Source organism: Hymenobacter puniceus, assembly GCF_014333525.1.
Lineage (GTDB): Bacteria > Bacteroidota > Bacteroidia > Cytophagales > Hymenobacteraceae > Hymenobacter.
Map to the genome: position 1 here is coordinate 1 of NZ_JACSCX010000001.1, position 26017 is coordinate 26017.

Annotated in this window: 27 protein-coding genes and 1 tRNA gene; 12 read left to right on the forward strand and 16 right to left on the reverse strand. The window is 58.6% G+C overall.

The window, feature by feature from the left end; all coding sequences use genetic code 11:
• A partial coding sequence (locus H8B14_RS20840; protein ID WP_222840520.1) for a hypothetical protein occupies positions 1-489 on the forward strand: 489 nt, incomplete at its 5' end.
• A 104-nt stretch (positions 490-593) separates the two neighbouring features.
• Here H8B14_RS20840 and H8B14_RS00005 read toward each other — a convergent pair.
• From H8B14_RS00005 to H8B14_RS00020, 4 genes are all read right to left on the reverse strand, one after another.
• The gene (locus H8B14_RS00005) at positions 594-1865 is read right to left on the reverse strand and encodes an adenylosuccinate synthase (protein ID WP_187313593.1); all 1272 of its coding nucleotides are present in this window, start codon (positions 1863-1865) and stop codon (positions 594-596) included.
• Complete coding sequence (locus H8B14_RS00010) at positions 1865-2212, reverse strand: STAS domain-containing protein (RefSeq protein ID WP_187313594.1); 348 nt, start codon at positions 2210-2212, stop codon at positions 1865-1867. Before H8B14_RS00010 ends, H8B14_RS00005 begins: the two co-directional genes overlap by 1 nt.
• Positions 2209-2682 carry a Fur family transcriptional regulator gene (locus tag H8B14_RS00015; RefSeq protein ID WP_044016825.1) on the reverse strand — a complete coding sequence of 158 codons (474 nt, stop codon included), beginning with the start codon at positions 2680-2682 and terminating at the stop codon, positions 2209-2211. The genes H8B14_RS00010 and H8B14_RS00015 overlap by 4 nt, the downstream gene beginning before the upstream one ends.
• A gap of 153 nt (positions 2683-2835) precedes the next feature.
• The gene (locus tag H8B14_RS00020; protein WP_187313595.1) at positions 2836-5043 is read right to left on the reverse strand and encodes a RelA/SpoT family protein; all 2208 of its coding nucleotides are present in this window, start codon (positions 5041-5043) and stop codon (positions 2836-2838) included.
• A gap of 289 nt (positions 5044-5332) precedes the next feature.
• Here H8B14_RS00020 and H8B14_RS00025 point away from each other — a divergent pair.
• From H8B14_RS00025 to H8B14_RS00055, 7 genes are all read left to right on the forward strand, one after another.
• Positions 5333-5414: transfer RNA gene (locus H8B14_RS00025), tRNA-Leu, on the forward strand.
• A gap of 122 nt (positions 5415-5536) precedes the next feature.
• Complete coding sequence (gene tig / locus H8B14_RS00030; RefSeq protein ID WP_187313596.1) at positions 5537-6862, forward strand: trigger factor; 1326 nt, start codon at positions 5537-5539, stop codon at positions 6860-6862.
• A 111-nt stretch (positions 6863-6973) separates the two neighbouring features.
• Entirely contained in the window at positions 6974-7684 is a 711-nt protein-coding gene (locus H8B14_RS00035) for a ClpP family protease (protein WP_261989825.1), read from the forward strand.
• A 279-nt stretch (positions 7685-7963) separates the two neighbouring features.
• Positions 7964-9193, forward strand: coding sequence for an ATP-dependent Clp protease ATP-binding subunit ClpX (gene clpX, locus H8B14_RS00040; RefSeq protein ID WP_187313597.1), 1230 nt, complete (start codon positions 7964-7966; stop codon positions 9191-9193).
• A 123-nt stretch (positions 9194-9316) separates the two neighbouring features.
• On the forward strand, positions 9317-9577 hold the full coding sequence (locus H8B14_RS00045; RefSeq protein WP_187313598.1) for an AbrB/MazE/SpoVT family DNA-binding domain-containing protein: 261 nt from the start codon (positions 9317-9319) through the stop codon (positions 9575-9577).
• On the forward strand, positions 9571-9897 hold the full coding sequence (locus H8B14_RS00050; RefSeq protein WP_187313599.1) for a type II toxin-antitoxin system PemK/MazF family toxin: 327 nt from the start codon (positions 9571-9573) through the stop codon (positions 9895-9897). The genes H8B14_RS00045 and H8B14_RS00050 overlap by 7 nt, the downstream gene beginning before the upstream one ends.
• Positions 9864-10370, forward strand: a complete 507-nt coding sequence (locus H8B14_RS00055; RefSeq protein ID WP_187313600.1) for a DUF6896 domain-containing protein — start codon at positions 9864-9866, stop codon at positions 10368-10370. The genes H8B14_RS00050 and H8B14_RS00055 overlap by 34 nt, the downstream gene beginning before the upstream one ends.
• 3 nt (positions 10371-10373) lie before the next feature.
• On the opposite strand, the gene lpxB is transcribed toward H8B14_RS00055, so the two are convergent.
• The 4 genes from lpxB to H8B14_RS00075 all read right to left on the reverse strand — a co-directional run bounded on the left by lpxB (position 10374) and on the right by H8B14_RS00075 (position 14220).
• Positions 10374-11483 carry a lipid-A-disaccharide synthase gene (lpxB, locus tag H8B14_RS00060; RefSeq protein WP_187313601.1) on the reverse strand — a complete coding sequence of 370 codons (1110 nt, stop codon included), beginning with the start codon at positions 11481-11483 and terminating at the stop codon, positions 10374-10376.
• A 137-nt stretch (positions 11484-11620) separates the two neighbouring features.
• Complete coding sequence (locus tag H8B14_RS00065) at positions 11621-12037, reverse strand: 6-pyruvoyl trahydropterin synthase family protein (RefSeq protein WP_187313602.1); 417 nt, start codon at positions 12035-12037, stop codon at positions 11621-11623.
• 167 nt (positions 12038-12204) lie between these two features.
• Complete coding sequence (locus H8B14_RS00070; RefSeq protein WP_187313603.1) at positions 12205-13206, reverse strand: FecCD family ABC transporter permease; 1002 nt, start codon at positions 13204-13206, stop codon at positions 12205-12207.
• A 102-nt stretch (positions 13207-13308) separates the two neighbouring features.
• Positions 13309-14220, reverse strand: coding sequence for an ABC transporter substrate-binding protein (locus H8B14_RS00075; RefSeq protein ID WP_187313604.1), 912 nt, complete (start codon positions 14218-14220; stop codon positions 13309-13311).
• A 161-nt stretch (positions 14221-14381) separates the two neighbouring features.
• On the opposite strand from H8B14_RS00075, the gene rfaD reads away from it, so the two are divergent.
• Entirely contained in the window at positions 14382-15350 is a 969-nt protein-coding gene (rfaD, locus tag H8B14_RS00080) for an ADP-glyceromanno-heptose 6-epimerase (protein WP_187313605.1), read from the forward strand.
• Positions 15351-15574: 224 nt separating this feature from the next.
• Positions 15575-16957, forward strand: coding sequence for an FAD/NAD(P)-binding protein (locus tag H8B14_RS00085; RefSeq protein ID WP_187313606.1), 1383 nt, complete (start codon positions 15575-15577; stop codon positions 16955-16957).
• A 74-nt stretch (positions 16958-17031) separates the two neighbouring features.
• On the opposite strand, the gene H8B14_RS00090 is transcribed toward H8B14_RS00085, so the two are convergent.
• The 4 genes from H8B14_RS00090 to H8B14_RS00105 form a co-directional block, all read right to left on the reverse strand.
• Positions 17032-17325: a hypothetical protein gene (locus tag H8B14_RS00090; RefSeq protein WP_187313607.1), complete on the reverse strand. Its 294-nt coding sequence runs from the start codon at positions 17323-17325 to the stop codon at positions 17032-17034.
• Positions 17326-17606: 281 nt separating this feature from the next.
• Positions 17607-18614, reverse strand: coding sequence for a zinc-binding dehydrogenase (locus tag H8B14_RS00095; protein WP_187313608.1), 1008 nt, complete (start codon positions 18612-18614; stop codon positions 17607-17609).
• 190 nt (positions 18615-18804) lie between these two features.
• Positions 18805-19212, reverse strand: a complete 408-nt coding sequence (locus H8B14_RS00100) for a thiol-disulfide oxidoreductase DCC family protein (protein ID WP_187313609.1) — start codon at positions 19210-19212, stop codon at positions 18805-18807.
• Positions 19213-19289: 77 nt separating this feature from the next.
• Positions 19290-20045, reverse strand: coding sequence for an adenine nucleotide alpha hydrolase (locus H8B14_RS00105; protein WP_261989826.1), 756 nt, complete (start codon positions 20043-20045; stop codon positions 19290-19292).
• A 122-nt stretch (positions 20046-20167) separates the two neighbouring features.
• Here H8B14_RS00105 and H8B14_RS00110 point away from each other — a divergent pair, with 122 nt between their 5' ends.
• On the forward strand, positions 20168-20383 hold the full coding sequence (locus H8B14_RS00110; RefSeq protein ID WP_187313610.1) for a hypothetical protein: 216 nt from the start codon (positions 20168-20170) through the stop codon (positions 20381-20383).
• Between the two features lie 52 nt (positions 20384-20435).
• Positions 20436-20756: a hypothetical protein gene (locus tag H8B14_RS00115; RefSeq protein WP_187313611.1), complete on the forward strand. Its 321-nt coding sequence runs from the start codon at positions 20436-20438 to the stop codon at positions 20754-20756.
• 74 nt (positions 20757-20830) lie between these two features.
• Here the strand turns inward: H8B14_RS00115 and H8B14_RS00120 are convergent, their stop codons facing one another.
• The 4 genes from H8B14_RS00120 to H8B14_RS00135 form a co-directional block, all read right to left on the reverse strand.
• Positions 20831-21334, reverse strand: coding sequence for a DUF4126 family protein (locus H8B14_RS00120; RefSeq protein ID WP_187313612.1), 504 nt, complete (start codon positions 21332-21334; stop codon positions 20831-20833).
• A gap of 88 nt (positions 21335-21422) precedes the next feature.
• Entirely contained in the window at positions 21423-22052 is a 630-nt protein-coding gene (locus H8B14_RS00125; protein ID WP_187313613.1) for a flavin reductase family protein, read from the reverse strand.
• Positions 22053-22207: 155 nt separating this feature from the next.
• On the reverse strand, positions 22208-24022 hold the full coding sequence (locus tag H8B14_RS00130) for a DUF885 domain-containing protein (RefSeq protein ID WP_187313614.1): 1815 nt from the start codon (positions 24020-24022) through the stop codon (positions 22208-22210).
• 134 nt (positions 24023-24156) lie between these two features.
• Positions 24157-26007 carry a DUF885 domain-containing protein gene (locus H8B14_RS00135; protein ID WP_187313615.1) on the reverse strand — a complete coding sequence of 617 codons (1851 nt, stop codon included), beginning with the start codon at positions 26005-26007 and terminating at the stop codon, positions 24157-24159.
• Positions 26008-26017 lie beyond the last annotated feature (10 nt).

Genomic DNA, 26017 nt, shown 5'->3' on the forward strand with positions numbered 1-26017 from the left:
CGAAAGAAGGCGCGCAGGAAAGCTTACCCATTTGTCATTTCCATCCATTCAAAGAACGTGCGTCCCACCCTTCTGGTAGAACTCGGTGACTCCACAAGGAAGTCCGTAGTCATAAGCTGCGCTGCCCCTTCCGAGCGAAGCGGGCTGCAAAGGTACAACGACCTTTTCGAAGTTGCAAGAAAAATCTTGCTGGCTTTTCTCGACTTTCTGTCAGTGTGCCGCCTTCCGGTTGAAGCGGGCTGCAAAGGTACACAAGCTTTTGCAGTCTGCAAGAAAAAGTTTTGCTGTTTTTCCTCGCCTAGTGTTTCTCGTGTCCCTTTCCGGTTGAAGCGGGCTGCAAAGGTACGTTGCTTGTTGGCTTTTGCAAATCAAAAGGCAAAGTTTTACTCCTCTATTCTCATCAAATACGACTTAAGCAAGCTAAGTGCTTGTCCTACTGTTTATATAAGCAGCCTGAATATATTTTTGAGCAGCAAACCTTTACCCTAGTGCTGACTATAGGCATGTTATACTGAAATACCGCATACACGAAGACACCCGGGCTATTTCAACTAGGAAATGCCTCGGGTGCCTTTGTGTATAATGAATGTTACTTATATAAGATGTAGTGTACTCACTCTATCAGGGCCTACGCTCACGATACTTACTGGCACTTCTAGGTGCTCCTCTAGAAACTTCACGTATGCTTTAAGCGCTTGTGGCAGAACATTAGGATCGGTAATGGACTGCAAATGGGTGCGCCAGCCGGATAGGCTCTTATATACAGGAGTGAGCCGCGCTAAGTCGCCGTGGTCTGGTAGATGGTCGGTTTGTTCGCCGTTGGGAAGCTCGTAGTGCGTGCACACTTGAATTTCATCAAACTCGTCGAGCACGTCGGCCTTCATCAGGTGGATTTCGGTGACGCCGTTCAGCATAATGCTATAGCGCAAAGCCGGTAAATCGATCCAGCCGCAGCGGCGCGGGCGGCCGGTGGTGGAGCCAAACTCCCGACCGGCCTGGCGGATCTGCTCCCCTACTTCATCGTGCAACTCGGTTGGGAACGGGCCGCTCCCAACGCGGGTGCAGTAGGCTTTGCTGATTCCGTACACCTTATTGATGTGCCGCGGGGCAATACCGAGGCCCGTGCAGGCACCGGCCACAATGGTGCTGGAAGACGTGACGTAGGGATAGGTACCGAAGTCAATATCCAACATGGAGCCCTGCGCGCCTTCGGCCAGTACGTTTTTGCCTTGGCGCAGCAGGTCGTTGAGCAGATACTCGGTGTCTGTGAGTTTGAGCGTGCGCAGGAAGTCGACGGCGGAAAAGAAATCGGCCTCGAATTCTTCAATTTCGAGGCCGCGGCCGTGGAATTCTGCGAGGGTGGTGTGGCGGGCTACGGCCTCCTGATAGCGCTGCTGGAAATCCGGCAGCAGAATGTCGCCGACGCGGAGGCCGGTACGACCGATTTTGTCTTGGTAGGTTGGGCCGATGCCCTTCAGGGTAGAACCTATCTTGCTACCGCCGCGGGCTTCTTCGTTGATACGGTCGAGGGCGCGGTGCGAAGGCAGAATCAACTGGGCTTTGCGGGAAATGTAGAGGTTCTGGCCCCAATCAACGCCACGGTCGGTGAGTTTCTGGAGCTCTTGCCGGAACACAACCGGGTCGAGCACCACGCCGTTGCCGACTACGTTGATGATGTGGGGATGAAAAATACCGGAGGGCACCTGGTGTAGCACGTGCTTGGTACCATCGAAAGTAAGGGTATGGCCGGCATTGGGGCCACCTTGGAAGCGGGCTACTACGTCGTAGGTGGGGGCCAGCACGTCGACAATCTTGCCTTTGCCCTCGTCTCCCCACTGCAATCCTACTAGTACGTCAACGGGCATTAGTTCGCGGCTTTTAACTGTTGAGCAGCCGACTGTTCGTCGTCTGCAATAGAGAAAATGGCATTCAGCTTGGTTAGCGCAAGCATCTTACGGGGGTGTTCAGCGGGGTTGATTAGCACCAGCTCGCCGCCGCGGCTCCGAAACTTGGTGAGCAGCGACACCAACACGCCAATTCCGGTGCTGTTGATGTAGCGCACTTCGGAGAGGTCGATGGCACAGTGACGGGCTTCTTCACCCAATTGCTGATCTACGGACTGCAGGAGTTGCTGCGTATCGGGGCTGCCGATTAGGTCGCCGGAAAGGCGCACGAAGAGGATGCCGTCTTGGACGGAGGATTCTGTTTTCATTCAGCTTGAGAACGGGCGGCGGCTTTGGCACGGCAGTCGCCGCACACGCCGTATAGGTTTAAAGAGTGGTGCAAGATATGGAAGTTGAGTAACTCCCCGACCATGGTTTGTATGCCGTGGATGCGCGGATCGCAGAACTCGACCACCTTGTGGCATTCGGTGCAGATGACGTGGTCGTGCTGGCGGTAGCCGTAACTTTTCTCGTACTGCGCTAGGTTGCGGCCGAACTGGTGCTTGCTGACTAAGCCGTGCTCCACCAACAAATCCAGGGTGTTGTAGACGGTGGCACGGCTTACCTGCAGGCCCTGAGTTTTCATACCAGCATACAGCTCTTCTACGTCGAAATGGCCGGTGCGAGAATATATTTCCTCTAAGATGGCGTACCGCTCAGACGTTTTGCGCAGTCCTTTATTTTCGAGGTAGGCAGTGAAGATCTTTTTCACTTCCTCGTACTTTTCCTTGTCGAGCATTTTAGGCGACCCACTATATTAAGGAGTGAAGCAAAGATACGGCAACTAGGCGGGAGTGCCCGCCAGACAGTTCAGGACGCTCTGAACTGCTTGGCGGTTTTATACCGTTTTGTACTAGCAGTTTTCACTAGAGCTTTTTAAAACTACTAGCTGTTACGTATCGAAGCGCTGTACCACCAAAACCCCATTCACGCGTGATAGACGCTGGATGAGCTTGTCCAGATGCGCCGTATCGTTGACGAAGACCATAATCTGTCCTTCAAACATACCGTCATCCGAGTCGATAGTGATGGAGCGCATGTTCACTTTGAGGCTGTTGCTGATGATGCGCGTGACGTCATTCACGAGCCCTACCCTATCGGAGCCTTTGATGCGGATGCCAGCCAGAAACGCCAGCTCTAACTGGTCGGTCCATTTGGCGCGCACGATACGGTTGCCGTAGTTAGACATCATCTGTACGGCTTTGGGGCACGATGTACGGTGGATGACAATACCGTTTTCGGTTTCGAAGCCGAACACGTCGTCGCCGGGAATGGGGTTGCAGCAGGGCGCAATGCTGTAGTCAAACTTGTCGGTCTGTTCGCCAATAACCAGCATGTTAGCATTCACACCGCGCACTTTCTGCACTTCGTGGTCGAAGGCTTTAGGCTCCAGCTTCGACGGCGGGCGGGTGGCCTCTACGGCGGCCTTAAACAGATCGGCCTTGATTTCGCGGCCATCCAGCTGCCCGATGGCAATACGGTAATAGAACTCCTGCACACTATAGGTGTTGAAGTGCGCCAGCAGTCGGTTCAGATTTTCAGGTGAAAACTCTACGCCTAAGAGTTCCAGCCGCTTTTCCACCAGGAAACGGCCATCCTCGGCTTTAGCCCGTTTGTCGTCGCGGAGCCAGTCCTTGATTTTGGAGCGGGCCTTGGAGGTGATGACGTACTGCAGCCATTCTTCGGTGGGCTTTTGCTTCTGCGACGTCAGGATTTCGACCTGGTCGCCGTTGCGGAGCTGGTAGCTTAGCGGCTGTAGTTTCTGGTTAACCTTAGCGCCGAGGCATTGCAACCCGATATGGGTGTGGATATCGAAGGCAAAATCCAGCGCTGTGGCTTTATCAGGTAGAATAATCAGTTTGCCTTTAGGCGTGAAGGCATATACCTCCTTTACAAATAGGTTCTGGCGAAACTCGTCCATGAATTCCAGCGCACTGGAATTGTTGGTTTCGAGCATTTCGCGCACTTTGTTGATCCAGGCTTCCAGCGTGGATTCGGGCTGAATAGCACCGGTGTCTTTGTACTTCCAGTGGGCGGCATAGCCTTTCTCGGCAATGTCGTCCATGCGGCGGCTCCGGATCTGCACTTCCACCCATTGGCCTGAGCGGCTCATAACAGTGGTATGCAGACTTTCGTAGCCGTTGGCTTTGGGCGTGCTCACCCAATCGCGCAGCCGGTCGGGGTTGGGCTGGTAGAAGTCCGTGACGATACTGTAGACCTGCCAGCACGCGGCCTTCTCCTGCTCCTGCGGCACTTCCAGAATCACGCGGATGGCAAACAGGTCATACACCTCGTCGAAGGTGATGTTCTGTTTGCGCATCTTCTTTAAGATAGAGTAGATGCTTTTGGGGCGGCCCTTGATTTCAAACGAGAAGCCCTGCGCCGACAGCTCTTCGTCAATCGGCTGCACAAACTCCTTGATAAACCGGTTACGGGCACTGCGGCTCTGGCGCACGCGGTTTACCAGTTCATTGTACACCTCTGTATCGGTGTATTTGAGGTGCAGGTCTTCCAGCTCGGTTTTAATGGCGTAGAGGCCCAGCCGGTGGGCCAGCGGTGCGTAGAGGTAGATAGTTTCCGACGAAATCTTGAGCTGCTTGTGACGCGGCATTGAGTCGAGGGTCCGCATGTTGTGCAGACGGTCGGCGAGCTTGATGAGAATCACGCGCACATCTTCGGAAAGCGTGAGCAGCATCTTGCGGAAGTTCTCGGCCTGCTCAGAAGTACCGTACTCGAAAACGCCCGATATTTTGGTTAGGCCATCGACAATGCGGGCCACCTTATGGCCAAACTCGCGCTCCACGTCGGCAATTTCCCAAGGTGTATCCTCCACCACATCGTGCAGCAGCGCCGCCACAATGCTGGTAGTGCCCAGCCCGATTTCCTCTACCACAATCTGCGCTACTGCCAGCGGGTGCAGAATGTAGGGCTCACCGGACTTGCGGCGCATGTCTTTGTGGGCCTCCAGTGAGGTATTGAATGCCTTTTTGATCAGCTTAGCGTCGCCTTCCTTCAGATACGGCTTGGCCGTGCGGAGGAGGCGGCGGTATTGGCGCAGGATTTCCTGGCGCTCTATTTCGGGGTCGATGAGGGTGGCCATGCTACACGGGCGGCGCCAGGGCGCCAGAGTCAAGAGATGCTAAAGTACGGCATGAAGCGCAAGCTTTGGCCTGCGCCGGGCAGAATATGGCCGCTGACTATTCTTGAACAATGCGCTGCCCCGGATGGTGCGCACCGGCAAACAGTCCTGCTAAAACAGCCTTCAGGCCCCTCTTACTCACCTCTTGTGTCGGATAAGAAAGTCTACTGAAAAGCTAAAGCGCCGGCTACATTGGAATTTTCAATTGGCTTCCGTAGCTTTGCGCCCCCGAGGCAGTTGGCCTCCGGACGCGGATGTGGCGAAATTGGTAGACGTGCCAGACTTAGGATCTGGTGCCGCAAGGCGTGTGGGTTCGAGTCCCTCCATCCGCACAGTAGTTTGGTTTTGACTTTACAAACCGCTTCTCAAACCCTCAACCCACCCGTTGGGGGTTTCTTTTTAACCGGGTTTTGCCCGTTGTTTACACCCGTAGTACCCTTAACCGACCCTCGTTTTGGACATTACCCTCGACAAGAAAGACGACCAACTGAATGCCATCCTGACAGTAAACCTCACGGAGGCTGACTATGCTCCGGCGGTTGATGCCAAGCTGAAGGACTACAGCAAGAAGGCGCAGATCAAAGGGTTCCGCCCAGGCAAAGTACCGGCTACGCTGGTGCGCAAGATGTACGGCAAAGGCATTTTGGCCGACGAAATCAACGCGTTGCTGGGTAAGGCAGTAGACGGCTATATCAAAGACAACAACCTCAAAATCCTGGGCGAGCCCCTGCCGATGTCCAACAACATCGACCTGGACGCGCAGAAAGACTACGCATTTCAGTTCGAGCTAGGCTTGCTGCCCGACTTCGAGCTGCCTGCCGACCAGAGCGTAACCGTTGACCGCCATAAGGTTGACCTTGACGAAAACACCCTCAACGAAACCTACGAGCAGATTGGCCGTCAGTTTGGTGAAAACTCGGAGCCCGAGGTTTCGGAAGCAGGTGATTACCTGACCGGCAAGCTGGCGAAGGCCGGTGAAGAAGGCGAAGGCCGCCCGGTGCTACTGCCCATCAATAAAGTAAAGAACGGCGCTGATAAATTCGTTGGTGTGAAGTCCGGCGACGTGGTAACGTTCGACCTGAAGGACGCTTTCGGCGACGAGTCAGCTATCCGCAACTTCACTGGATTCAGCAAAGAGGAAGCTGCCGCTGTAGAAGGCGAATACACGCTGACGGTAGACAAAATCAACCGGAGCGCGACCCCTGAGCACAACCAGGAGCTGTTCGACAAGGTGTTTGGCAAAGACATCGTGACCTCGAAGGAGGAGTACGAAGAGAAGGTGCGCAGCACGGTACAGGAAAACTACGACCGGGAGTCGGACAACCTGATGAACCGCCAGATCATCGACAAGATGCTGGAAAGCACCACGATTGAGATTCCGAAGGAGTTCTTCAAGAAATGGTTGCTGCGCGCCAACGAAGGCAAGCTGACCGCCGAGCAGATTGAGGAGCACTACGACGACTACGAGAAGGAGCTGAAGTGGAGCCTGATCCGCAACAAAGTGGTGGAAGAGCAGGAGCTGAAGGTTTCCAACGAGGAAATCGTGGACCGCACGATGCAGAAAATCCTGGGCCAGTTCAACATGGAAATGACCCCGGAGCTGGAAGAGTCGGTACGTGGCTTCGCTGACAACTACCTACGCCAGGAAAACGGCAAAAACTACGTGAGCGAGTATGAGGCCATTCTGGCAGAGCGGGTGCTGGAAAACCTGCGCGGCAAAGTTGTTGTTAACGACAACCCGATTACGGCCGAGGACTTCCGCAATCAGAATGCCGGCTAAGCGCTGACATTTTCGGTTTTCGAACCAACAAAAAAGCCCTTACTTGCCGTATGGGCTTTTTTGTTGTCCACGCATTTCGTTTGACTCATTTCATCTCCCCCATTTTCTCCCATGCTGAATAAGAAAGAGTTCCGCAAATTCGCCGTCCATGGCCAGGGCCTGAACGGTCTGGGCGTTGACCAATATATCCAACACGTAGAAGGCCAGACCCGCAACGGCCTGATCCTGCCCACCGGCATGACTCGCTCGGTAATTGAAGAGCGGCCAACGCGCTTTGCTGAAATTGACGTGTTTTCGCGCCTCATTATGGACCGGATTGTGTTCCTGGGCACGGCCGTCGATGACTACATTGCCAACATCCTGACAGCGCAAATGCTGTTCCTGGAGTCGGTGGACGCCAAAAAGGACATCCTGCTCTACATCAATTCGCCCGGCGGCTCGGTGTATGCTGGCCTCGGCATCTACGACACCATGCAGTATGTGAACCCCGACGTGGCCACCATCTGCACAGGTCTGGCAGCTTCGATGGGTGCGGTACTGCTGGCCGGTGGCGCCAAGAACAAGCGTTCGGCTTTGCCCCACGCCCGCGTCATGATTCACCAGCCATCGGGTGGCGCGCAAGGCCAGTCGTCGGATATCGAAATCACGGCCCGCGAGATTCTCAAGCTTAAGAAAGAGCTGTACGACATTCTGGCCGAGCACACCGGCAAAACCTACCAGGAAATCCACGACAACTCCGATCGTGACTACTGGATGCGCGCCGACGAGGCCAAAGAGTACGGCCTGATTGACGAGGTTCTGGAGAAGAAAAAGGCGGAGTAACCGGCCGCCTGACGTCCCGTCATGCCGTCAGACTGAGCTTGCCGAAGCATTCCCACCGCTGGCTAACTTATTTGACTGGTGATGCGGTAGAGATGCTTTGGCGAACTCAGCCTGCTGTTCTTTATCACTTAAAAGCTCGCTTCGGCGGGCTTTTTTGTTTAAGTAGACACCCAACTCATCGGCACTTTTTTAGCCGTGCAGGGCGTTGGCCTTTTCGTACCTTTGAGGTGGAGTAGCGCAACCTGCCTCTCCTCCCCTATCCTGAGAGTTCCCTTGGCAATGGCAGATATAACGTGTTCCTTCTGCGGAAAGAATAAGAAAGATGTTTCGGTGATGATATCCGGCATCAACGCCCACATCTGTGAGCGGTGCGTCGGGCAAGCCCAGCAGATTCTGAACGAGGAAAACAAGATTCGGACGAACTCGAAAGCGCCGAAGTTCAACCTTGTGAAGCCGCGCGAAATGAAGGACTACCTCGACCAGTACGTGGTAGGCCAGGATGAAGCCAAGAAGGTAATGTCGGTGGCGGTGTACAACCACTACAAGCGCCTGATGCAGAAGCCCAGCACCAGCAAGGACGACGTGGTGATTGAGAAAAGCAACATCATCATGGTAGGCGAAACCGGTACCGGCAAAACCTTCCTGACGCGTATGCTGGCCAACATTCTGCAAGTACCGTTCTGCATTGCCGACGCTACCGTGCTAACCGAAGCCGGCTACGTGGGTGAAGATGTGGAAAGCATCCTGACACGCTTGCTGCAGGCCGCCGACTACAACGTGGAAGCCGCCGAGCGTGGCATCGTCTACATCGACGAAATCGACAAGATTGCCCGCAAGAGCGACAACCCCAGCATCACGCGCGACGTGAGCGGCGAAGGTGTGCAGCAGGCCATGCTGAAGCTGCTGGAAGGCACGACGGTGAACGTGCCCCCGCACGGCGGCCGCAAGCACCCCGAGCAGAAGATGATTACGGTGAACACCGAGAATATCCTGTTCATCTGCGGCGGCGCCTTCGTGGGCATTGAGCGCATCATCAAAAACCGCCTCAACACCAAGCCAATTGGCTTCGCCAAAACGCAGCTCGACGAGAAAGTAGACACCAACAACTTCCTGCGCTATGTAACGGCCCAGGACTTGAAAGCATTCGGTCTGATTCCGGAGCTGATTGGCCGCCTGCCAGTGCTCACGCATCTCAACCCGCTCGACCACGCCACGCTGCGCAAAATCCTGACGGAGCCCAAGAACTCTATCGTGAAGCAGTATCAGCGCCTGTTCGAGATGGAAGGTATCCACCTCACCTTCTCGGAAGGCGCGCTAGAGTACATTGTGGTGAAAGCCGACGAGTACCGCCTCGGAGCCCGCGGCCTGCGCAGCATCTGCGAAGGCATCATGACCGACGCCATGTTCGACATGCCTTCTGAGGAAGGCGTGAAGGAACTGGTGATTGACGAAGAATACGCCCGGAGCAAGTTCGAGCAGACGGCCATCAAGCAGCTACGGGCAGCGTAGAGAACATCAGATGCAGATGCAAAAGGCAGAACCTAACCGGTTCTGCCTTTTTCGTTGTAGTCACCAAAAAACGGAACAAAAGCAAAAGCCAACTTCGTTTGTAATTACTTTGTACGTACTTTCATGTCTATGCAAACCCGCATCATCCGGGTAGGCAATTCCCAGGGGATTGTGCTACCGAAGAAACTGCTGCAACAATATCATCTGTCGGGCGAGGTAGACCTGCGGGCTACTCCCGAAGGCTTGCTGATTACGCCCGTGGTTCGGCCGGCCCGCCAGGATTGGGATGCCCGATTTGCCGCAGCGAAGGCAGCGGGTGAAGAGCCCGAGAGCGAAATGCTGGAAGGGTTTGCCGATGCCTCTGAAGACGAGTGGACATGGTAGCCATTATCCGGTTTGAGGTATGGCTCGTAAACCTTGACCCCACCCAAGGCAGCGAAATCAACAAGACCCGCCCGTGTGTTATCATCTCTCCTAATGAGCTGAACCGCCACCTGCGCACCGTCATCGTTGCGGCCCTGACCAGCACCCGCCGCAACTATCCTTCGCGGGTGAGCTGTGAGTTCCAAGCCAAAGAAGGCCAAGTGGCACTCGACCAGATTCGCTCAGTAGATAAAACCCGACTAATACGGAAGCTAGGAATGCTGCCAGATACGGCTGCTCAAGAGGTATGCGCCGTGCTGCAGGAGTTGTTTCAGCATTGATGCAGAACAGAATAGAATTAGCGCAATACTTATTAGAGTACGAGAAGCTTGTTGCGCACTGCAACCAGATAATCACGCGTTTCTACCAGTTAGACAAGCCTCCCATACTCGCCAAAAATGCTAGGCTTATTCCCAGAAGTGCAACCATCACCTTAAATGATGAAGTGCTGTATTACAGCTTTCACGGTATAGGGTGCTTCTGCAGACTGGGTGGTAAAAGTATTGACTTCGATTATTGCTTTGGCACCTTCAAGTATCAAGGTTTTGAAGCACGCAAAGTCTGGGACTTTATTGAATCAGATCTAAACAAAAAAAGGGCATTTAAGAATTTAGCATCATTCCTAAATGCCCTTTCAGAATTGGAAAACGAAGGTGTTGTAGCCAGAAATACTATGAATAGAATAAATACGTACGAGTACACCCTGGACTTAGAGAAGATGGCAAGTCTTTACTCCCTGTCCCAAGACACATAATATTTACCCCTTCAAATACCCCACCATCAGCTTAGCGGCTTTTTCGGCAGAGTTCTGCTGGCCTAGCTTCTCGCGAATTTCGGCGTAGCCAGCTTTTTGCTGGGCAATGAAGGCTTCGTCGGCAGTTACTTTTTTCAGCTCCGTGACGAGGTTGCGGGAGTTGAAGTCGCCTTGAATCAGCTCTTTTACCACTTCCTTATCGGCAATGAGGTTGACAAGCGAGATGTAGGGTACCTTGATGACGGCTTTGCCTATTGCGTAGGACACGGCGCTAGTGCGGTAGCACACCACCTGCGGCACGTCGAACAAGGCAGTTTCCAGCGTGGCGGTGCCGCTGGTGACCAGCGCGGCCTTGGCGTGCGCCAGTAGGTCGTAGGTTTGGTCGAAGATGATGCGGACGTTGTTGCGCTCGAAGTTTGCGTAGTAGTTGGAGTCGAGGTTATCGACGCCGGCCACCACGAACTGGTACTGCAGAAACGGCGGGATGATGGCCGTCATTTCGTAGAGCATTTCCTCGATTTCCTGCTTGCGCGAGCCAGGCAGCACCGCAATAATGGGCCGCTCGGGGTCGAGGTGGTTGCGCTGGTAGAAGTCAGCCGACACTTGGTGCTCGGCTACCGAGTCGGAAATGGGGTTGCCGATATAGTCGACTTCATAGCCGAAACGCTGGTAGAAGTCTTTCTCGAAGGGCAGGATGACGAACATGCGGTCCACGAGCTTCTTCACGTTGTGCACGCGCCCCTGGTTCCAAGCCCAGATTTTTGGTGAAATGTAGTAAAACACCTTAATACCCTGTTCTTTGGCGAACTTGGCCACGCGCAGGTTGAAGCCGGCATAATCCACTAAAATCAACACGTCAGGCTTGTACTCGAGTAGGTCGCGCTGGGCTTCTTTGAGGTAGCCGCGGAACTTGAGCACGCTCGTGGCCGCTTCCCAGAAGCCCATGATGGCCATTTCCTGGTAGTGGCGCACCTGCGTACCGCCCACGGCCTGCATCAGGTCGCCGCCCCAGAACCGGAACTCGGCCTGCGGGTCTTGCTGCTGCAGTTCGGCCATCAGGCTCGACGCGTGAAAATCGCCGGACCGCTCGCCCGCAATGAGGTAGTATTTCATCTAGTTGGTTGCGACTTTTAGAACGTCATGCTGAACCTCCAAAGCATCTTTCGCGCTTCGTTGTAATACTGTTCAGACGAAGCGGTAGAAATGCTTCGGCAGGCTCAGCATGACCGTTTCGTACATTATTGCTTGTTCTACTCGCCGAGGTACTCCACAAAGTTGCGGGGCGTTTCGTAGAGCTTGATGCTATGCAGGCGGGCGGGGGAAATTCGCTCGATTTCGGGAGCCAGAATTTGCCAGAAGGCAATGGCCAGGTTTTCGGTGCTGGCCATCTGGCCCTGCATGAACGGCACATCGAGGTTCAGGTTTTTGTGGTCGACCTGGTCGATGATGTGCGTGCGGATGACGGTGCTGAGCTGCTTGAGGTCGATGACGAAACCGGTTTCGGGGTCAGGCTTGCCCTTCACGGTCACGATGAGGTCGAAGTTGTGGCCGTGCCAGTTGGTATTGGCGCAGGGACCGAACACTTCCCGGTTACGCTCCTCGCTCCATTTGGGGTTGTAGAGCTTGTGTGCGGCGTTGAAGTGTTCCTGTCGGCTAATATAAATCATGGTTTGTGGGGTCTTGGGGGCTTAGGGTCTTGGTTTGCGGAAACAAGGTCCTGGCAAAACCTGACGGACTGATTTCCTAAGCCACTACTAAAGCGGGGCGTTAAGAGTCTGGAAAAGAGAAGCAAAGCGCCGTTGAACATCATCCAAGACCCCAGGCCCCCAAGTCACTAAGACCCTTTCTGCCGCAGCAAATATACGAAGAACGGTACGCCGAACAGGGCCGTGACCAGGCCCACTGGCAGGCCGGCCGGCGGGTAGAGCATCCGCGCCAGCAGGTCGCAGGCCAGCAGGAAATTGGCACCGAGCAGCGCGCAGAACAACATGTTGGCGCGGCCCGTGACGCCCAGCAGCCAGCGCGTGAGGTGCGGCACCATCAGGCCCACAAACCCCACCGGACCGCACAGCGCCACCACGCAGCCGGTGAGGGCCGAGGCCATGAGCAGCAGCAGCCAGCGGGTGCGGGCCACCCGCACGCCCAGCGCCTGCGCCCGCTCCTCGCCCAGCAGCAGAATATTCAGGTCTTTCTGCACGAAGCCGAAAAGCAGCAGCGCCGCCGCCAGCAGCAGCGCCGGATACGGCAGCACGCTCCAGCCGGCCCGCTCGAAGCTGCCGGCCGCCCAGAACGTGACACTGCGCAGCTTCTCCTGCGTGGCCGACAAAAACGTGAAAACGCCCCCAATAGCCGTGGTAAGAGAGCCCAGCGCCACACCCGCCAGCAGCAGCTGCGCCGGCAGAATCTGGCCCCGGCGGCTGCCCACGGCCACCACCACCAGCGTGGTGCCCAGCGCCCCGGCCAGCGCAAACAGCGGCGGCAGATAGAAGCCACCAACCGTGAGCACCGGCAGTAGCGAATACGCCAGAATAGCGCCCAACGACCCACCCGAGGCCGTGCCCAGCAGATAGGGGTCAGCCAACGGGTTATTGACCATGGCCTGCATCAGGTAGCCGCTGAACGCCAAGCTGCCGCCGGCCAGCAGCGCCAGCAGAATCCGGGGCAGACGCAACTCCAGCAGCACCAGTTGCGCCGGGTCTTGGGGGTTGTAGTGGGTGAGTGTCTGCCAGACGAAGGAGTAGCTGGTAGCATAGGAACCAATGCGCAGCCCCAGCACCACCAGCCCCAGCATCAGCAGCAGGCTAGCCACAATCCAGGGCAGAGCAGGTCGGTTCATCAGCGGCAAAAGTAGTGGCTGGCTGTCATTTCGAGCGCAGCGAAGAATCTGGGGTACCTACACAGCAGCAACCCAGATTCCTCGCTGCGCTCGGAATGACAGTTACTTTCCTTTCAACAGCCGCTGTAGCTCCCGCACCGACTCTACCACACGCGGGCCGGGCCGCTCCATGAGGCTGCCGGTGATGCCGTAGACGCGGCGCTGCTGGTACGCCTGGATGCGCTTCAGCTCCGGGTAGTTGCGGAAGAAGGTGCTGTCCAGCTTGCCGAAGCTGCCGCCAATAAGCACATCGGGGTTGAGTTTGAGGATGTACTCGCGGGTGAGGGCCGGGTAGGGCTGCGCGAACTGCTCGACTACGGCGTTCTGGCCACCAGACAGCCGGATTTTATCGGTGAAGAGCGTGTTCTGGCCATACGCATAAATCGGGTCCTGCCAGGTGATGGCCAGCACGCGCGGCGGCACCCGGCGCAGTGGAGTGGCTGCTGCCACGGCCCGCAGCTCCTGCCGCAGCGAGTCGGTGAGGCGGCGGGCCTGGGGCTGGCGGCCCAGGATGCGGCCCATGTCCTGCAAGCCCCGGAACACGTCTTCCACCGTCGTGAATCGCTGGAAATACACCGGGATACCGAAACCGGACAGCCGCGCCGCGTCTTCCTGCGACGTAATGCCTTCCACCGTAAATACCACATCGGGGTGCAAAGCCACCAGCTTTTCCATATCCAGCGGGTAGCTACTGACTACGGGCTTGCGCAGCGCGGCGGCCGGATAGTCGCAGACCTGGGTGCGGGCAATGATGGTGGCCGTATCGGCTACGGCGTAGAGCATTTCGGTGCTGGAGGCGGCCAGCGCCATGATGCGGCGCGGCCGGGCCGCTACCTGTAATGGGCGGCCTAGGTCGTCGCGGAGCTGCTGGGGGGCAGCGGGCGAGGTAGGGGCGGATGTGACGGGCGGGTCGGAGTGGCAGGCGGCCAGCGCGGCCAGCAACAGCGGCGTCAGGCGCCGGAAAAAGGAAGGCATAGCTCAAAAGTACCACGAAGCGGCACTTCGTGCACGGTGCTGTTTCCGGCAGGCGCCGCCGTCGGGCGAAGCCACATGCAGGGCGGCAGCGGGAAAGAAATCAACAGTATCTCAGCAATCCGCGTCGTCTGTGCTTTACTTTTGGTGAAAATCCCTGCCTTATGATAGTCGTCACCGGAGCCGCCGGCTTTATTGCCAGCTGCCTTGTTACCCGCCTCAACGCCGCCAATTTCAACGACATTGTGGTGGTCGATAACTTCGCCGTGGAGCGCAAGCTGGCCAACCTCACCGGCAAGCGCCTGCGTGAATACGTGGACCGCAACGAGTTTTTTGAGTGGCTCGACGTCAACCACGCCGAAGTGGAGTTCATCTTTCACCTGGGGGCCCGCACCGACACCACCGAGCAGGACCGCGCTGTGCTGGATTTGCTGAACCTCGACTATTCCAAGCGGATGTGGCAGGCCTGCGTGCAGTATCAGCTGCCGCTGGTGTATGCCTCGTCGGCGGCCACGTATGGCTCGGGCACGCTCGGCTACTCCGACCACGACGACGCGCTGCTGCCGCTCTACCGCCCGCTGAACCCCTACGGCGACTCCAAGAACGACTTCGACAACTGGGCCATCAATCAGCCCGAGAAGCCGTTTTTCTGGGCTGGGCTGAAGTTTTTCAACGTCTATGGCCCCAACGAGTACCACAAGGGCCGCATGGCGTCCGTGATTCTGCACGCTTTCGAGCAGATCCGCAAAACCGGCTCCATGACGCTGTTCCGCTCGCACAACCCCAACTTCACGGATGGTGGCCAGATGCGCGACTTTGTATATGTGAAGGATGTGGTAGAGGTGTGTTTGTTTCTGATGCACTACCGCCGCAATTCCGGCATCTACAACCTGGGCACCGGCGAGGCCCGCACCTTCCTCGACCTGGCCCTCAACACCTTCGCCGCCCTCGACCGCACGGCTGATATCCGTTTCGTGGACACGCCGGAAGACATTCGCGACAAGTACCAGTACTTCACGCAGGCCGATATGAGCAAGCTGCGCGGCATCGGCTACGAGCGGCCCTTCACCCGCCTCGAAGACGGCATCAACGACTACGTGCGCAATTACCTGGTGCCGAATACTTATCTGTAGTCGGCCCTAATTTTATTCGGATTCGATATTCGAGGGCTTACGGCCGGCTTTTTCTAGTAGAACAGGGCCCAGCGGCATCAGCAGCCCGGTTGTGGTAGCGCCACGGCCGGGCTGCTGCTTTTCAGGAGCAGCCTGATGGTCCGGCATATCATACTCAGATTTGTTAAGAACTATTTTTCACCCATTTTTTCGGCGCCATTTGCCACCTCAACCACCCTTCCCACTTGCAGCAGCCGACAATTACGATTCTGGGGGGAGGCTTTTCGGGCTCGATGGTGGCGTTGCAGCTAGCGCGGCAGCCGGGAGCGTGGGCTGGCGGCACGGTGCACTTGGTGGAGCCCCGGCCGGTGCCGGGCCCCGGCCTGGCCTACACCGCGCGCCGCCCCGAGTACCTGCTCAACGTGCGGGCCGCCGGCATCAGCGCCTTCCCCGAACAGCCCACGCATTTCACGGACTGGCTACGAGCCAACGACCTGACGTGTGAGCAGGAATTCTGCTCACGCCAGACCTACGGCCGCTATCTGCAGGAACTGGTGGCTGGCTTGCTGGCTCGCCCGGCAACTAACGGGCTGCAATTTGTGTGGCACGCGCAAGCAGCCACGGCGGTTGAGGTTATGCCAGCTGGCTGCCAGGCTACAGTACGCCTTACAGATGGCACCACGCTGGTTTCAGATGCGGTGGTGCTGGCGTTGGGCAACTTTCCGCCGCTTTCCCCGGCTGGCCCGGGCGCTTACCTCACGCACCCGAACTTCCACGGCAACCCTTGGGCAACCGGAGCTTTGCGCACGATTGGTCTAGAGGATGAGGTACTGCTGATTGGCTCGGGGCTGACGGCCGTGGATGTGCTGCTGGGCTTGCGCGCCGATGGCCACCGGGCCCCGGTTACCATCGTGTCGAGGCACCAGCGCTGGCCGGTGGTGCATGGCCCCACCACACCCTCCTACCCCAGCTTCTACCACGCCGAGCTGCAGAGCATGACTACCGTGGCGGAAGTGCTGGCCGCGGTACGCCGCCGCGTCCGGGAAGCGGCCGTGCAGGGCCACGACTGGCGCCCCGTGTTCGACTCGCTCCGGCCGCATCTAGGGCGCATCTGGGCGGCGTGGCCGCTAGCAGAGCAGGCGCGGTTTCTGCGGCATCTGGCGTCCATCTGGGCCGTGCTGCGGCACCGCAGCCCTCCACAAAACGACGCTATTGTGCGCGACATGCTAGCTACCGGCCAGGCCCGAATGCACACGGGCCGGGTCCGCAGCATCAGTGTGGCTGATAACAACGACCTACTGGTGCACACCCAGCACCACCACACCGAAACCATCATCCGCACTCAGCACGTTGTCAGCTGCACCGGGCCGCTACTCGACTACAGCCGCATCAACCACCCGCTGGTACGCAGCCTCCGCGACGCTGGCCACCTTGTGCCGGACGCGCTGCGCCTGGGTATTCGCACGGATGAGCACGGCGCGCTGCTTAACCTGCAGAGTCAACCTTCGCCGGTGCTGTTCACGCTGGGCCCCAGCCGCCGCCCGGCCTACTTTGAATCGACGGCAGTACCAGAGCTGCGAGAACAGGCAGTGGCACTGGCCCGGGAGCTGGCAGGACGCTGGCAGTAATCTTAAACACGAAAAAGCCCCGAACCGGAATGGTTCGGGGCTTTTTCGTTGGCTATTTTCATTCCCCGGCAGGCTTAGGCCGCCTGCTCATCCGGGTACAGCGGAAACACCGGAGTGGAGGGGCTTATGGAAAATTCGCGCACGTTGGAAGCCGGCGGCACCAGGGCCGGACCCACGGCCGACTCGGCACGGTTGCGGCGCAATGCACGCATCAGCAGATACTTATACTTTTCGGCATCGGCAAGAGCGGCGTCTACGGCACGCAGCGCATCGTCGTAGGCTACTACGGGCACCGATTCGGCAGCTTCGCCCGTTGGATACGTCAGTTCAAAAACCGGGCATTGCAGGTATTCAGCAGGCGTTTTCATAGGGTAAAGTTACCAGATTCCGGGGTTGAAATCCTAACAAAATACTAACACAGCTAGCATTTTATTCATTCCGTATACGTCGACTATTTTCTTTGGATTTTATATTTTTATACGACTGATTAACAGATGTTTACAAGCAAAAAAACGCATTTCTACCATACCTACTTTTACGTCCGCCTGTCGAAGTATCTCTACCGCTTCGCTGAATCGGTGCAGAAGAAGCGGCAGAGATGCTTCGGCAAGCTCAGCAGGGCGTTCTGTTCAGATTCCCAAACACGCTTTTATTCAGCAGAAATCTGAAGCACGATTTTGCCGAACTGCAGCCCCTCATCCATGCGACGCAGGGCAGCTTCGCCGTCGGCTAACGCGAAAGTCTCGTCTACTTCAGGTACGATGCCGTGTTGCTCAAACAGGTCGACCATGGCGGCAAAGTCCTGCTCGGTACCCATCGTAGAGCCCAGGATGGAAAGCTGCTTCCAGAAAACTTTAGCGGCCGGTACCGAAGGCATATTACCCTGCGTGGCCCCGTAGAACACAATCCGTCCACCCGGCGCGGCGGCGTCCAGCAGATCGAGAAATCCGGGGCCGGCCGCGCTGTCCACAATGACGTCGAAGCCGCCACCAGCCTGCTTGGTGAGCGTAGCCGGCCATTTCTCGGTGTGGTAGCTGATACCACCTTTGGCTCCCAGCGCTACTGCTTTCGCAATTTTTTCTTCCGAGCCTGATGTCACCCACACTTCGGCGCCCACGGCCACGGCCATCTGCAGGGCCAGCAGCGCTACGCCGCCACCCACGCCGCTGATGAGCACCCGCTCGCCAGGCTGCAGCGCCGCCCGCGTGAAGGCCGCCCGGTAGGCCGTAACGCCGCCTAACGGCAGCGCAGCAGCTTGCTCGAAGCTCAGGTGGCTAGGCTTGGCCCGCACCTGGCGCGCCGCCACGCACACGTACTCGGCAAAGGTGCCATCCTGAGGCAATCCCAGAATCTGAAAGTCGCGGCCCTGAGCGGCGGGTTGCGGGCCCCAGTGCCGGCCGGGGTTGATGAGCACGGCCTGACCCAGCCAACTCGCATCGGCACCTTCGCCAACAGCCGTGACAGTACCAGCGCCATCAGAACCGAGGATGATAGGGAATTTCAGGCCGGCGTACTGGCCTTTCTGAATCCAGACGTCGCGGTGGTTGAGGGCCGCCGCATGGAGGCGCACCTGCACCTCGCCGGCGGCGGGCTGTTGCGTGGGCACTTCGCGCAGCTGCACGGCCTGGTTGATGCCATCAAGAACAAGAGCTTGCATATGTTTAGTGATGAGGTGATGGAGTTATGAGGTGACAGGTGACAGATGACACAGAGGAAGCTGCTGCCGCGAAACGACTTTTGCCGACAGGGCGACGGAAAATTTTCTAACCAAGGAAGAGATACGTACCTGCGCCGGATAACGGGAATTTTCGCGTTGCGCTCCGCCGCCTCTTCCACTCCCAGACCCTTCACAGAAAGCGGGCTTTCAGCTCCGGAGTGGGCAGCCAGCAGGCTTCCTGACGCCCAAACCAACGGTAGCGGTAGCGGGCAATCAGCCGGTATACGGCGTCGCGTAGGGGGCGCGGAAACCACCGACCCACCCGGGCCAGCACTGCCCACCAGCCATTCAGGCGGGCCAGAATGCCCAGCGCTGCCGCCGAGTGCGTGTAGGCCTGGCCATCGGCCAGCAGCACCACCGAATCGGGCTCAGCGGGAGCGGGCAGGTGGTATTCGCGCAGCAGCGCCTGGCCCGCCGCCGACTGAAGGGCCGCGAATTGGAACTGGCCAGCTGCATCGTGCTCAATCACAAACTGCACAAACCCGTTGCAGAGGTTGCACACGCCATCAAAGAGCACAATAGTGGAAGAAACGGGCATAACTAGGGGGCGCGGGCAGTTCGGGTACAGGACTGTATAATCGGCCGGATTGTTTCGGTGAAGCCCCAGAAGCCCTGTTACGTGCCGTTTGCATCAGCGGGCAGCAGGTCGCAGTACCAGAAGCCGGGCTCGAATGGGTCGGGGGCGGCAGGAGTGGCGGCGGGTGGGCAAATGCTGCTGGCGGCGGCCGGGCGCTGGTAGGTGCGGCGCACGATGTCGCCCCGCTCGAAGGCAATGGGCGCGCTGAAATAGGGCGCCTCGAACACGAAGCTGTGGTACTCGCCGTTTTCGCCGCAGCTATCCACACCGGGCGGCAGGTCGCGCAGGAAGTCGGCGTTCAGCTCGCGGCCGCAGAAGCTGGCATCCAGAAACTTCTCGTTGACGCACACTACCACGGCCCGGAAGCCCAGGTCCAGGTATTCGCGCAGTAAATCGGCATTGGGGCGCTGCCAAAGCGGAAACACAGCCTCTATTCCTACCCGGGCCAACTGCTGCTCGCGGTAAAGGCGCAGGTCTTCAAGGTAGATGTCGCCGAACAGCGCGTGCCGGATGCCGCGGGCCTGCAGGGGCGCCAGTGTGGCTGTCATCAGGCGCTCGTAGTCGGCCATATCGGGCATTTCGGGCAGTTCCAGCAGCGTGAGCGGCAGGCCGATGCGCTGGGCCTGCTGCCGGAGCATCTCCAGCCGCACTCCGTGCATCGATACGCGCTGATAGTGCGCGTTGACGCTCGTGAGCAGGTCGGTGACGTGGTAGCGCGGGTCGCGCAGGGCGTGGTAGAGGGCGAGGGCCGAGTCTTTGCCCCCGCTCCAGTTCATGAGGGTTGGGGCGGGCATGCGCCAAAGGTAGGTTGGCTTGGCGAAGGCGGCGGCAACCGAAGCAGGCGCTACGCCGTTTGCCCAGAAGTGCCTGGCTGGCTTCCCGCTGGCTTTTCATTTATCGTCCTTCTACTACCTCTATGGTGCGCTTCCTATTTCTCAGCCTACTGGCCGGCAGCTTCCTACTGGCTTCCTGCAATTCCAACCCTGCCCCATCAACCACCGCTGAAACACCTGCCGCTGCCGCTGATTCCACTGGTGCCACCGGCGTAACCGGCGCCCAGGCCGATCAGTCGGTGCAGCTGTCTACGCAGGCGGGCCCGGCCCCTGGTCCGGCACCGGGCCCGGGGCACTAGCCTGGTTTTTCAGTCGGTATTTTCTCTGTTTTTCCTTCTTCCCCCAACTTCCATGAAACGTATTCCTTCCCTCCTGCTGGCGTGTAGCCTGGGTTTGTCGCTCACTGCCTGCGACTACAACAAAACGCCCGGCAAAGACCCGCAAGCCAGCCAGGACTTCACCGAAGCCCCTGCTGCCACCACCAACGAAACCGACCGGGACAGCCTCAGCGGCGGCCAGCGCGTAGAAACGCCCATCGGCAAAGGCTCCGCTGCCGACCAGAAAACGTCGGCTGATGCCGGCCTGCAAAGCGCCCCCGGCAACGCCAACTCACCGGTCAATAATATACCGCAGGAGTCGCCGGAAGCCCGCTCTACGGTTGGCAAAGAATAGATTACCTGCTTACAGAAAAGGCCCGTCAGCGCAATGCTGGCGGGCCTTTTCTGTGTAAGTAACCTACCTACTAGCTACAGCGCGAAACCGGTAGGCGCACCGGCGGCACTGCCCTTAGACAGCGCCAGGCCGCTGCCCAGGACCAGCAGATCCTCGAAGCCGCCGACCACCGAGCTGGGCAGCCCCGACTCGGTGGTGGCTTTTTTGCGCAGCCAGAAGCTGCCAAACGTAGCCGCTCCGGCTACCAGCCCGCCCAGCAGCGCCCCGTTGCGGGCTTTGCCGTGGTTGGCCCGGTACAGGGCCGCCCCCACCAAAGCCCCCGACAGCAACCTGCCCAGCAGCACAGGCGGCGCAATCCGGTCGGGGGTTTGCGGGAGCTTGTCGCCTACCATTTCGCCGCCGGCCAGTAGCTTGAGGCCGGTAGCCACCAGCGGCTTTTGCAGGTAGCGGAGCGGCGAGCCGGCCAGGCCCTGCGGATGAAATTTCACGAGGTTGGCGCTCAGCAATGCCGGCGCCGTCATGCTGCGGAAACCGGCCACGGTGCCCAGGCCCACGGTTTGCCAGAAGTGTTTGGTCATGATGTCAGGAGTTCAGATATGATAACTGCCTTTTTAAACGGCTACCGGGCGGAGGCGGCTGGGTTTCAGCAGGCAAACTACTGCCCCACTATTTGGGCTGCGGCCCTTGGCCGGGGCGGGCGTAGGCAAAGGCTCCCACCGGCTGCGCCTGGTAGTAGGTGTCGAGGCCGGAGATGCAGGCAGCCTGGGCGGCAGGCAGGTCGAGGGTGCCGTCGGACAGCAGCAGGGCTTCGGGTAGGTAGATGTGCTCGACGGTGCCCACCAGCAGCACCGTGCCGTTGTGAATCGGCAGCTCCTCTTTTAAGCGCAGCCCGATGCTGATGGGGCTTTCGGCCACGTAGGGCGCCGCAAAACCGTCGCGCCAGGCAGCCGTGAAGCCGCAGGCATCAAACTCCGATTCTTCGGCCGGAAAATCGGCGGAGGTGTAATGGGCCTGCGCCACGTGGCTGGTGGGCACATGGTTGATGGTGAAACAGCCCGTATCCTTGAGGTTTTGGTAGGTGTGGCGCGGCACGGTGGTAGGCCGCGTGACCAAACCCAGTACCGCCGGCGCCGAGCCCAGATGCAGCACCGAGCTGAAGATGGCCAGGTTGGTGGCGCCACCCGCGGTGGCCGTGCCGATAAGGTTGGCTGGCTTATAGCCGGGCAGCGAGTTGATGAGGTTGAGGCGGAAGATTTTCTCCAGACCCAGGATATCATCGGAAGTGAGGTGGCGCATTTGAGAGGGTGAATGGCTGAATTATAGGGCGGCTAAAGCCCGTCATGCTGAGCTGGCCGAAGCAACTTTACCATGGGCTAATCAGGAATTAGTTTGGCGGTAGAGGTGCTTCGGCCAGCTCAGCATGACGGGCTTGTGTTATTAACCACTTACACCTACTTCTGTTGCGCAGCCCAGGCATCCATGCGCTTTTCCAGCACGGCCAGCGGCATGGAGCCGCCCGCCAGGATTTCGTCGTGGAAAGCCCGCAGGTCGAATTTCTTACCGAGCTGCTTTTCGTAGCGGGCGCGCAACTCGCTGAGCTTGAGCTGGCCGGTTTTGTAGCTCAGCGCCTGAGCAGGCACAGCCATATAGCGTTCCACTTCGGCCGTGGCACCCTGCTCGCTGATGGCCTCGTTGTCCATCATGTACTTGATGGCCTGCTCACGGGTGAGCTTGCCGGTGTGCAGGCCGGTGTCCACCACCAGCCGAATGGCACGGTGAATTTCGGCGCCTAGGTGGCCCATGAGCTGGTTGGGGTCCTGGAACACGCCCAGCTCCGGCCCCAGGCTTTCGGTATAGAGTGCCCAGCCTTCGCTGAAGACCCCGTAGCCCCCAAAGCGGCGGAACTTGGGCAGGGCCTCGTTTTCCTGCTGCAGCGAAACCTGGTAGTGGTGGCCCGGAATAGCCTCGTGCAGAAACAGGGTTTCCATGGCCGGGTTGGCAACGGTGTTGAACTTGAGCGGGTCGAGAATCGGGACGTAGAAAATGCCAGGGCGCGACCCATCCGGAGTGCCGCGGTTGTACTGCGCCGAAGCTGAAGCCGCCCGGAACGCCTCGGTAGCTCGCACCTCGAACGCCGTTTTGGGCGTGCGGCTGAACAATTTGGGTAAAGCCGGCGCAATACGCGCCTGCACCTCCTCAAACGCCGCCAGCACCTCTTTTTCGGTTTTGAAAGGCCGGAACTTAGGGTCGGTGTTGATGTAGGCAAAGTAGGCGTTCAGGTCGCCCTTGAAGCCGGTTTTAGGTTTCACCCGCTCCATTTCGGCCGTAATGCGCGCCACCTCGGCAAGGCCGGTCTGGTAGATTTGCTCCGGGGTGCGAGTGGTGGTGGTGCTCACCTGCACGGCGTAGGCATAGCGGGCGGCACCCTGCGGCAGCGCCCCAATACCACTGCTGGCGCGGGCCTGCGGCAGATACTCGGTTTCAAGGAAGTCGGCCAGCTTCTGGTAGGGCGCCGCCACGTCGCGCCGGATAGCCTGCTCAAAAAGCGGCGTGAGGCGAGCTTTGTCGGCGGCTGAAAAGCTGGCCGGAAAGGCTTTCACCGGTCCGTAGAACAGGTTTTTCGCGGGGTCGGCCACGGCTACAGCGCGTAGCTGGCTCACCATTTTGGGCACCAGCGCCTTAGGCAATACCACCCCGGCCTGCATCCCGCGCCGGAAGTTGCTGATGGCCGAATCGGCCCAAACGGGGAAACCCCGCAGTCGGCTCAGCCAATTGTCGTAGTCCTGCACCGTTTTGAACGGCTGCGCGCCGGTGCCCGTCCCGAGCTGCACCAAGGCGCTGGGCAAGCCAAAAAACTGGTTGAAGGGCATCATCCAGTTGTTGAACGAAAACCCCGCCAACCGCTGGTCGAGCGTGTACACGAGCATGTCGTAGCTGGTTTGGTCGGTGGCACTGAGGCGGGCGCGGTCAAGCTGCTGCAGCTGCGTGCGGTAGCGCTGGTAGAAGCTGCGCTCCAAGTCGCGGTAGGCCTGGGTCCGGGAGTTGGGAAACTGGTCGTTGTAGCGATTGTCGCCCCGGGAGGTAGCAAGAATTGGGTCCAGTTGGGCCTCCTCTTCCGAGTACGCCTCGAACAAGGCGGCCAACGGCGCCGAGGCGGCTGGTATGGCAGTTGTCGGGTTGGGCTTAGCGGCCGGCTTACTTTTTTGCGCAAGCGCAGGACTTGCCAGTACAGAAGCCAGCAAGACAGGAAGGAGAATTCGTTTCATGGAGTGGAAAAGTAGAAGTTGCTTAAAGCTAGCAGGTTTCGCGGCACCACTTCAGCCATAGCCAAAACGCCCGCCAACGGTGGTTGGCGGGCGTTGACTACTGGTGGCACTGCAATGCTGAAGCAGCAGCGCGCCTATTTCTGCGAGGCAGCCCAGGTATCCATTTTGCGCTCCAGCACCGCCAGCGGCATCACGGCATCTTTCAGCAGCTCGTCGTGGAAGTCGGAGAGGCTGAAATGGGCGCGGTTCTGGCCGGCGTACTTTTCGCGCAGCTTGGTGCTGCTGTGGGCGCCCAGCTGCTCCTCATACTTGCGGCGCAGCTCCTGGATTTTCAGGGCACCCACCTTATAGCTCAGCGCCTGACCCGGAATAGCCATGTAGCGCTCAATTTCGGCCGTGGCACCGTCCTCACTGATGGCTTCGTTGGCCATCATGTATTTGATGGCCTGCTCGCGGGTCATGTTTTTGGTGTGCATGCCCACGTCCACTACCAGCCGGATGGCGCGGTGCATCTCGTCGCCGAGGGCGCCCATGTACTGGTAAGGGTCTTGGTAGAGGCCCAGCTCCTTGCCCAAACTTTCGGTGTAGAGCGCCCAGCCTTCGCCCATAGCCCCGTACCAGGCAAAGCGGCGGAACTTAGGCAGGTCCTCGTTTTCCTGCTGCAGCGAAATCTGGTAGTGGTGGCCCGGAATGGCTTCGTGCAGAAACAATGACTCCATGCCCGAGGTGGTGTTGAACTTGGTGGCGTCTACAATCGGGATGTAGAAGATGCCGGGGCGCGAGCCATCGGGGCTGCCCTGGTTGTACTCGGCCGAGGCCGAGGCGGCGCGGAAGGCCTCGGTCTGGCGGATTTCGAAAGGCGTTTTGGGCGTGCGCCCGAACATTTTTTTCAGGTTCGGATCAATCTTGGCCTGAATGGCGCGGAACGCCCCCAGCACGTCTTCCGGCGTTTTGTAGGGCATCAGCTTGGGGTCTGTTTTCAGGGCGGCGAAGAAGGCAGGCAGGTCGCCTTTGAAGCCTACCTGGGTTTTCACCTTCTCCATTTCCTGCCGGATGCGGGCCACTTCGCGCTGGCCGGTCTGGTAGATTTCCTCGGGCGTCTTGTCGGTGGTGGTCCACGTTTTCACGTAGTACTTATACAGGTCAGAGCCGCCTGGTATGCCCGAAATGCCGGTGCTGGCGCGGGATTTGGGCAGGTATTCCTTCTCCAGAAAGTCGCCGAGCTTCTTGTATGTCGGCACCAGCTCCTCCATGATGGCCTTGCGGTAGGCAGTTGTAATCCGGTCTTTGTCAGCGGCCGGCATGTCGGCGGGCAGCTTGTTGATGGGGCCGTAGAACAAGCTCTTGGTGGGGTCCGTCACCACCAGGTCGCGCATCTGCGGAATCATCTTTTTCACCAAAGCCCGCGGCAGCACCACGCCGGTTTGCATACCCACCCGGAAGTTGCTGATGGCCGTGTCGGCCCACACCGAGAAGCCCCGCACGCGGCCCAGCCAGTTGTCGTAGTCCTTGGCGGTCTTGAACGGCTGCACACCCTCCCCCGAGCCGTACTGGCCCATCGTAATCGGCAAGCCCCAGAACTGCTGAAACGGCATCATCCAGGTGGTGAGCTTGAGGCCTTCCAGTTTGTTTTCGAGGTCGTACTTGAAGATGTCGTAGCTGATCTTGTCGTTGGCCGAGAGCGTGGCGCGGTCGAACTTCTGCAGCGCGTCCAGGTACTTCTGGTAGGTGCCCGTCAGATTCTGGCGGAACGCCTCGGTGCCGTCGTTGGGCAGCTGGTCGTTGTAGCGGTTGTCGCCCTGGGTGGTGGCATCAAGCGGAAACAGCTTGGCGTTGTCTTCCCAGTAAAGCGCAAACAGCTGGCTGATTTCCTTGACGTCGGCAAGGCTGGTAACGGCCGCGGCCTCCCCGGTTTTGGGCGGCGTCTGGTTGCAGGCGCTGAGCAGCGTGCTCAGGAGCAGGCCCGTCAGGACAATTTTTTTCATGCGAAATAGT

Coding starts and splice junctions, on each gene's coding strand:
- H8B14_RS00005 (WP_187313593.1), bottom strand. CDS start 1,865: ATGCCCGTTGACGTACTAGTAGGATTGCAGTGGGGAGACGAGGGCAAA.
- H8B14_RS00010 (WP_187313594.1), bottom strand. CDS start 2,212: ATGAAAACAGAATCCTCCGTCCAAGACGGCATCCTCTTCGTGCGCCTT.
- H8B14_RS00015 (WP_044016825.1), bottom strand. CDS start 2,682: ATGCTCGACAAGGAAAAGTACGAGGAAGTGAAAAAGATCTTCACTGCC.
- H8B14_RS00020 (WP_187313595.1), bottom strand. CDS start 5,043: ATGGCCACCCTCATCGACCCCGAAATAGAGCGCCAGGAAATCCTGCGC.
- H8B14_RS00035 (WP_261989825.1), top strand. CDS start 6,974: ATGCTGAATAAGAAAGAGTTCCGCAAATTCGCCGTCCATGGCCAGGGC.
- clpX (WP_187313597.1), top strand. CDS start 7,964: ATGGCAGATATAACGTGTTCCTTCTGCGGAAAGAATAAGAAAGATGTT.
- H8B14_RS00045 (WP_187313598.1), top strand. CDS start 9,317: ATGTCTATGCAAACCCGCATCATCCGGGTAGGCAATTCCCAGGGGATT.
- H8B14_RS00050 (WP_187313599.1), top strand. CDS start 9,571: ATGGTAGCCATTATCCGGTTTGAGGTATGGCTCGTAAACCTTGACCCC.
- H8B14_RS00055 (WP_187313600.1), top strand. CDS start 9,864: ATGCGCCGTGCTGCAGGAGTTGTTTCAGCATTGATGCAGAACAGAATA.
- lpxB (WP_187313601.1), bottom strand. CDS start 11,483: ATGAAATACTACCTCATTGCGGGCGAGCGGTCCGGCGATTTTCACGCG.
- H8B14_RS00065 (WP_187313602.1), bottom strand. CDS start 12,037: ATGATTTATATTAGCCGACAGGAACACTTCAACGCCGCACACAAGCTC.
- H8B14_RS00070 (WP_187313603.1), bottom strand. CDS start 13,206: ATGAACCGACCTGCTCTGCCCTGGATTGTGGCTAGCCTGCTGCTGATG.
- H8B14_RS00075 (WP_187313604.1), bottom strand. CDS start 14,220: ATGCCTTCCTTTTTCCGGCGCCTGACGCCGCTGTTGCTGGCCGCGCTG.
- rfaD (WP_187313605.1), top strand. CDS start 14,382: ATGATAGTCGTCACCGGAGCCGCCGGCTTTATTGCCAGCTGCCTTGTT.
- H8B14_RS00090 (WP_187313607.1), bottom strand. CDS start 17,325: ATGAAAACGCCTGCTGAATACCTGCAATGCCCGGTTTTTGAACTGACG.
- H8B14_RS00095 (WP_187313608.1), bottom strand. CDS start 18,614: ATGCAAGCTCTTGTTCTTGATGGCATCAACCAGGCCGTGCAGCTGCGC.
- H8B14_RS00100 (WP_187313609.1), bottom strand. CDS start 19,212: ATGCCCGTTTCTTCCACTATTGTGCTCTTTGATGGCGTGTGCAACCTC.
- H8B14_RS00105 (WP_261989826.1), bottom strand. CDS start 20,045: ATGCCCGCCCCAACCCTCATGAACTGGAGCGGGGGCAAAGACTCGGCC.
- H8B14_RS00110 (WP_187313610.1), top strand. CDS start 20,168: ATGGTGCGCTTCCTATTTCTCAGCCTACTGGCCGGCAGCTTCCTACTG.
- H8B14_RS00115 (WP_187313611.1), top strand. CDS start 20,436: ATGAAACGTATTCCTTCCCTCCTGCTGGCGTGTAGCCTGGGTTTGTCG.
- H8B14_RS00120 (WP_187313612.1), bottom strand. CDS start 21,334: ATGACCAAACACTTCTGGCAAACCGTGGGCCTGGGCACCGTGGCCGGT.
- H8B14_RS00125 (WP_187313613.1), bottom strand. CDS start 22,052: ATGCGCCACCTCACTTCCGATGATATCCTGGGTCTGGAGAAAATCTTC.
- H8B14_RS00130 (WP_187313614.1), bottom strand. CDS start 24,022: ATGAAACGAATTCTCCTTCCTGTCTTGCTGGCTTCTGTACTGGCAAGT.
- H8B14_RS00135 (WP_187313615.1), bottom strand. CDS start 26,007: ATGAAAAAAATTGTCCTGACGGGCCTGCTCCTGAGCACGCTGCTCAGC.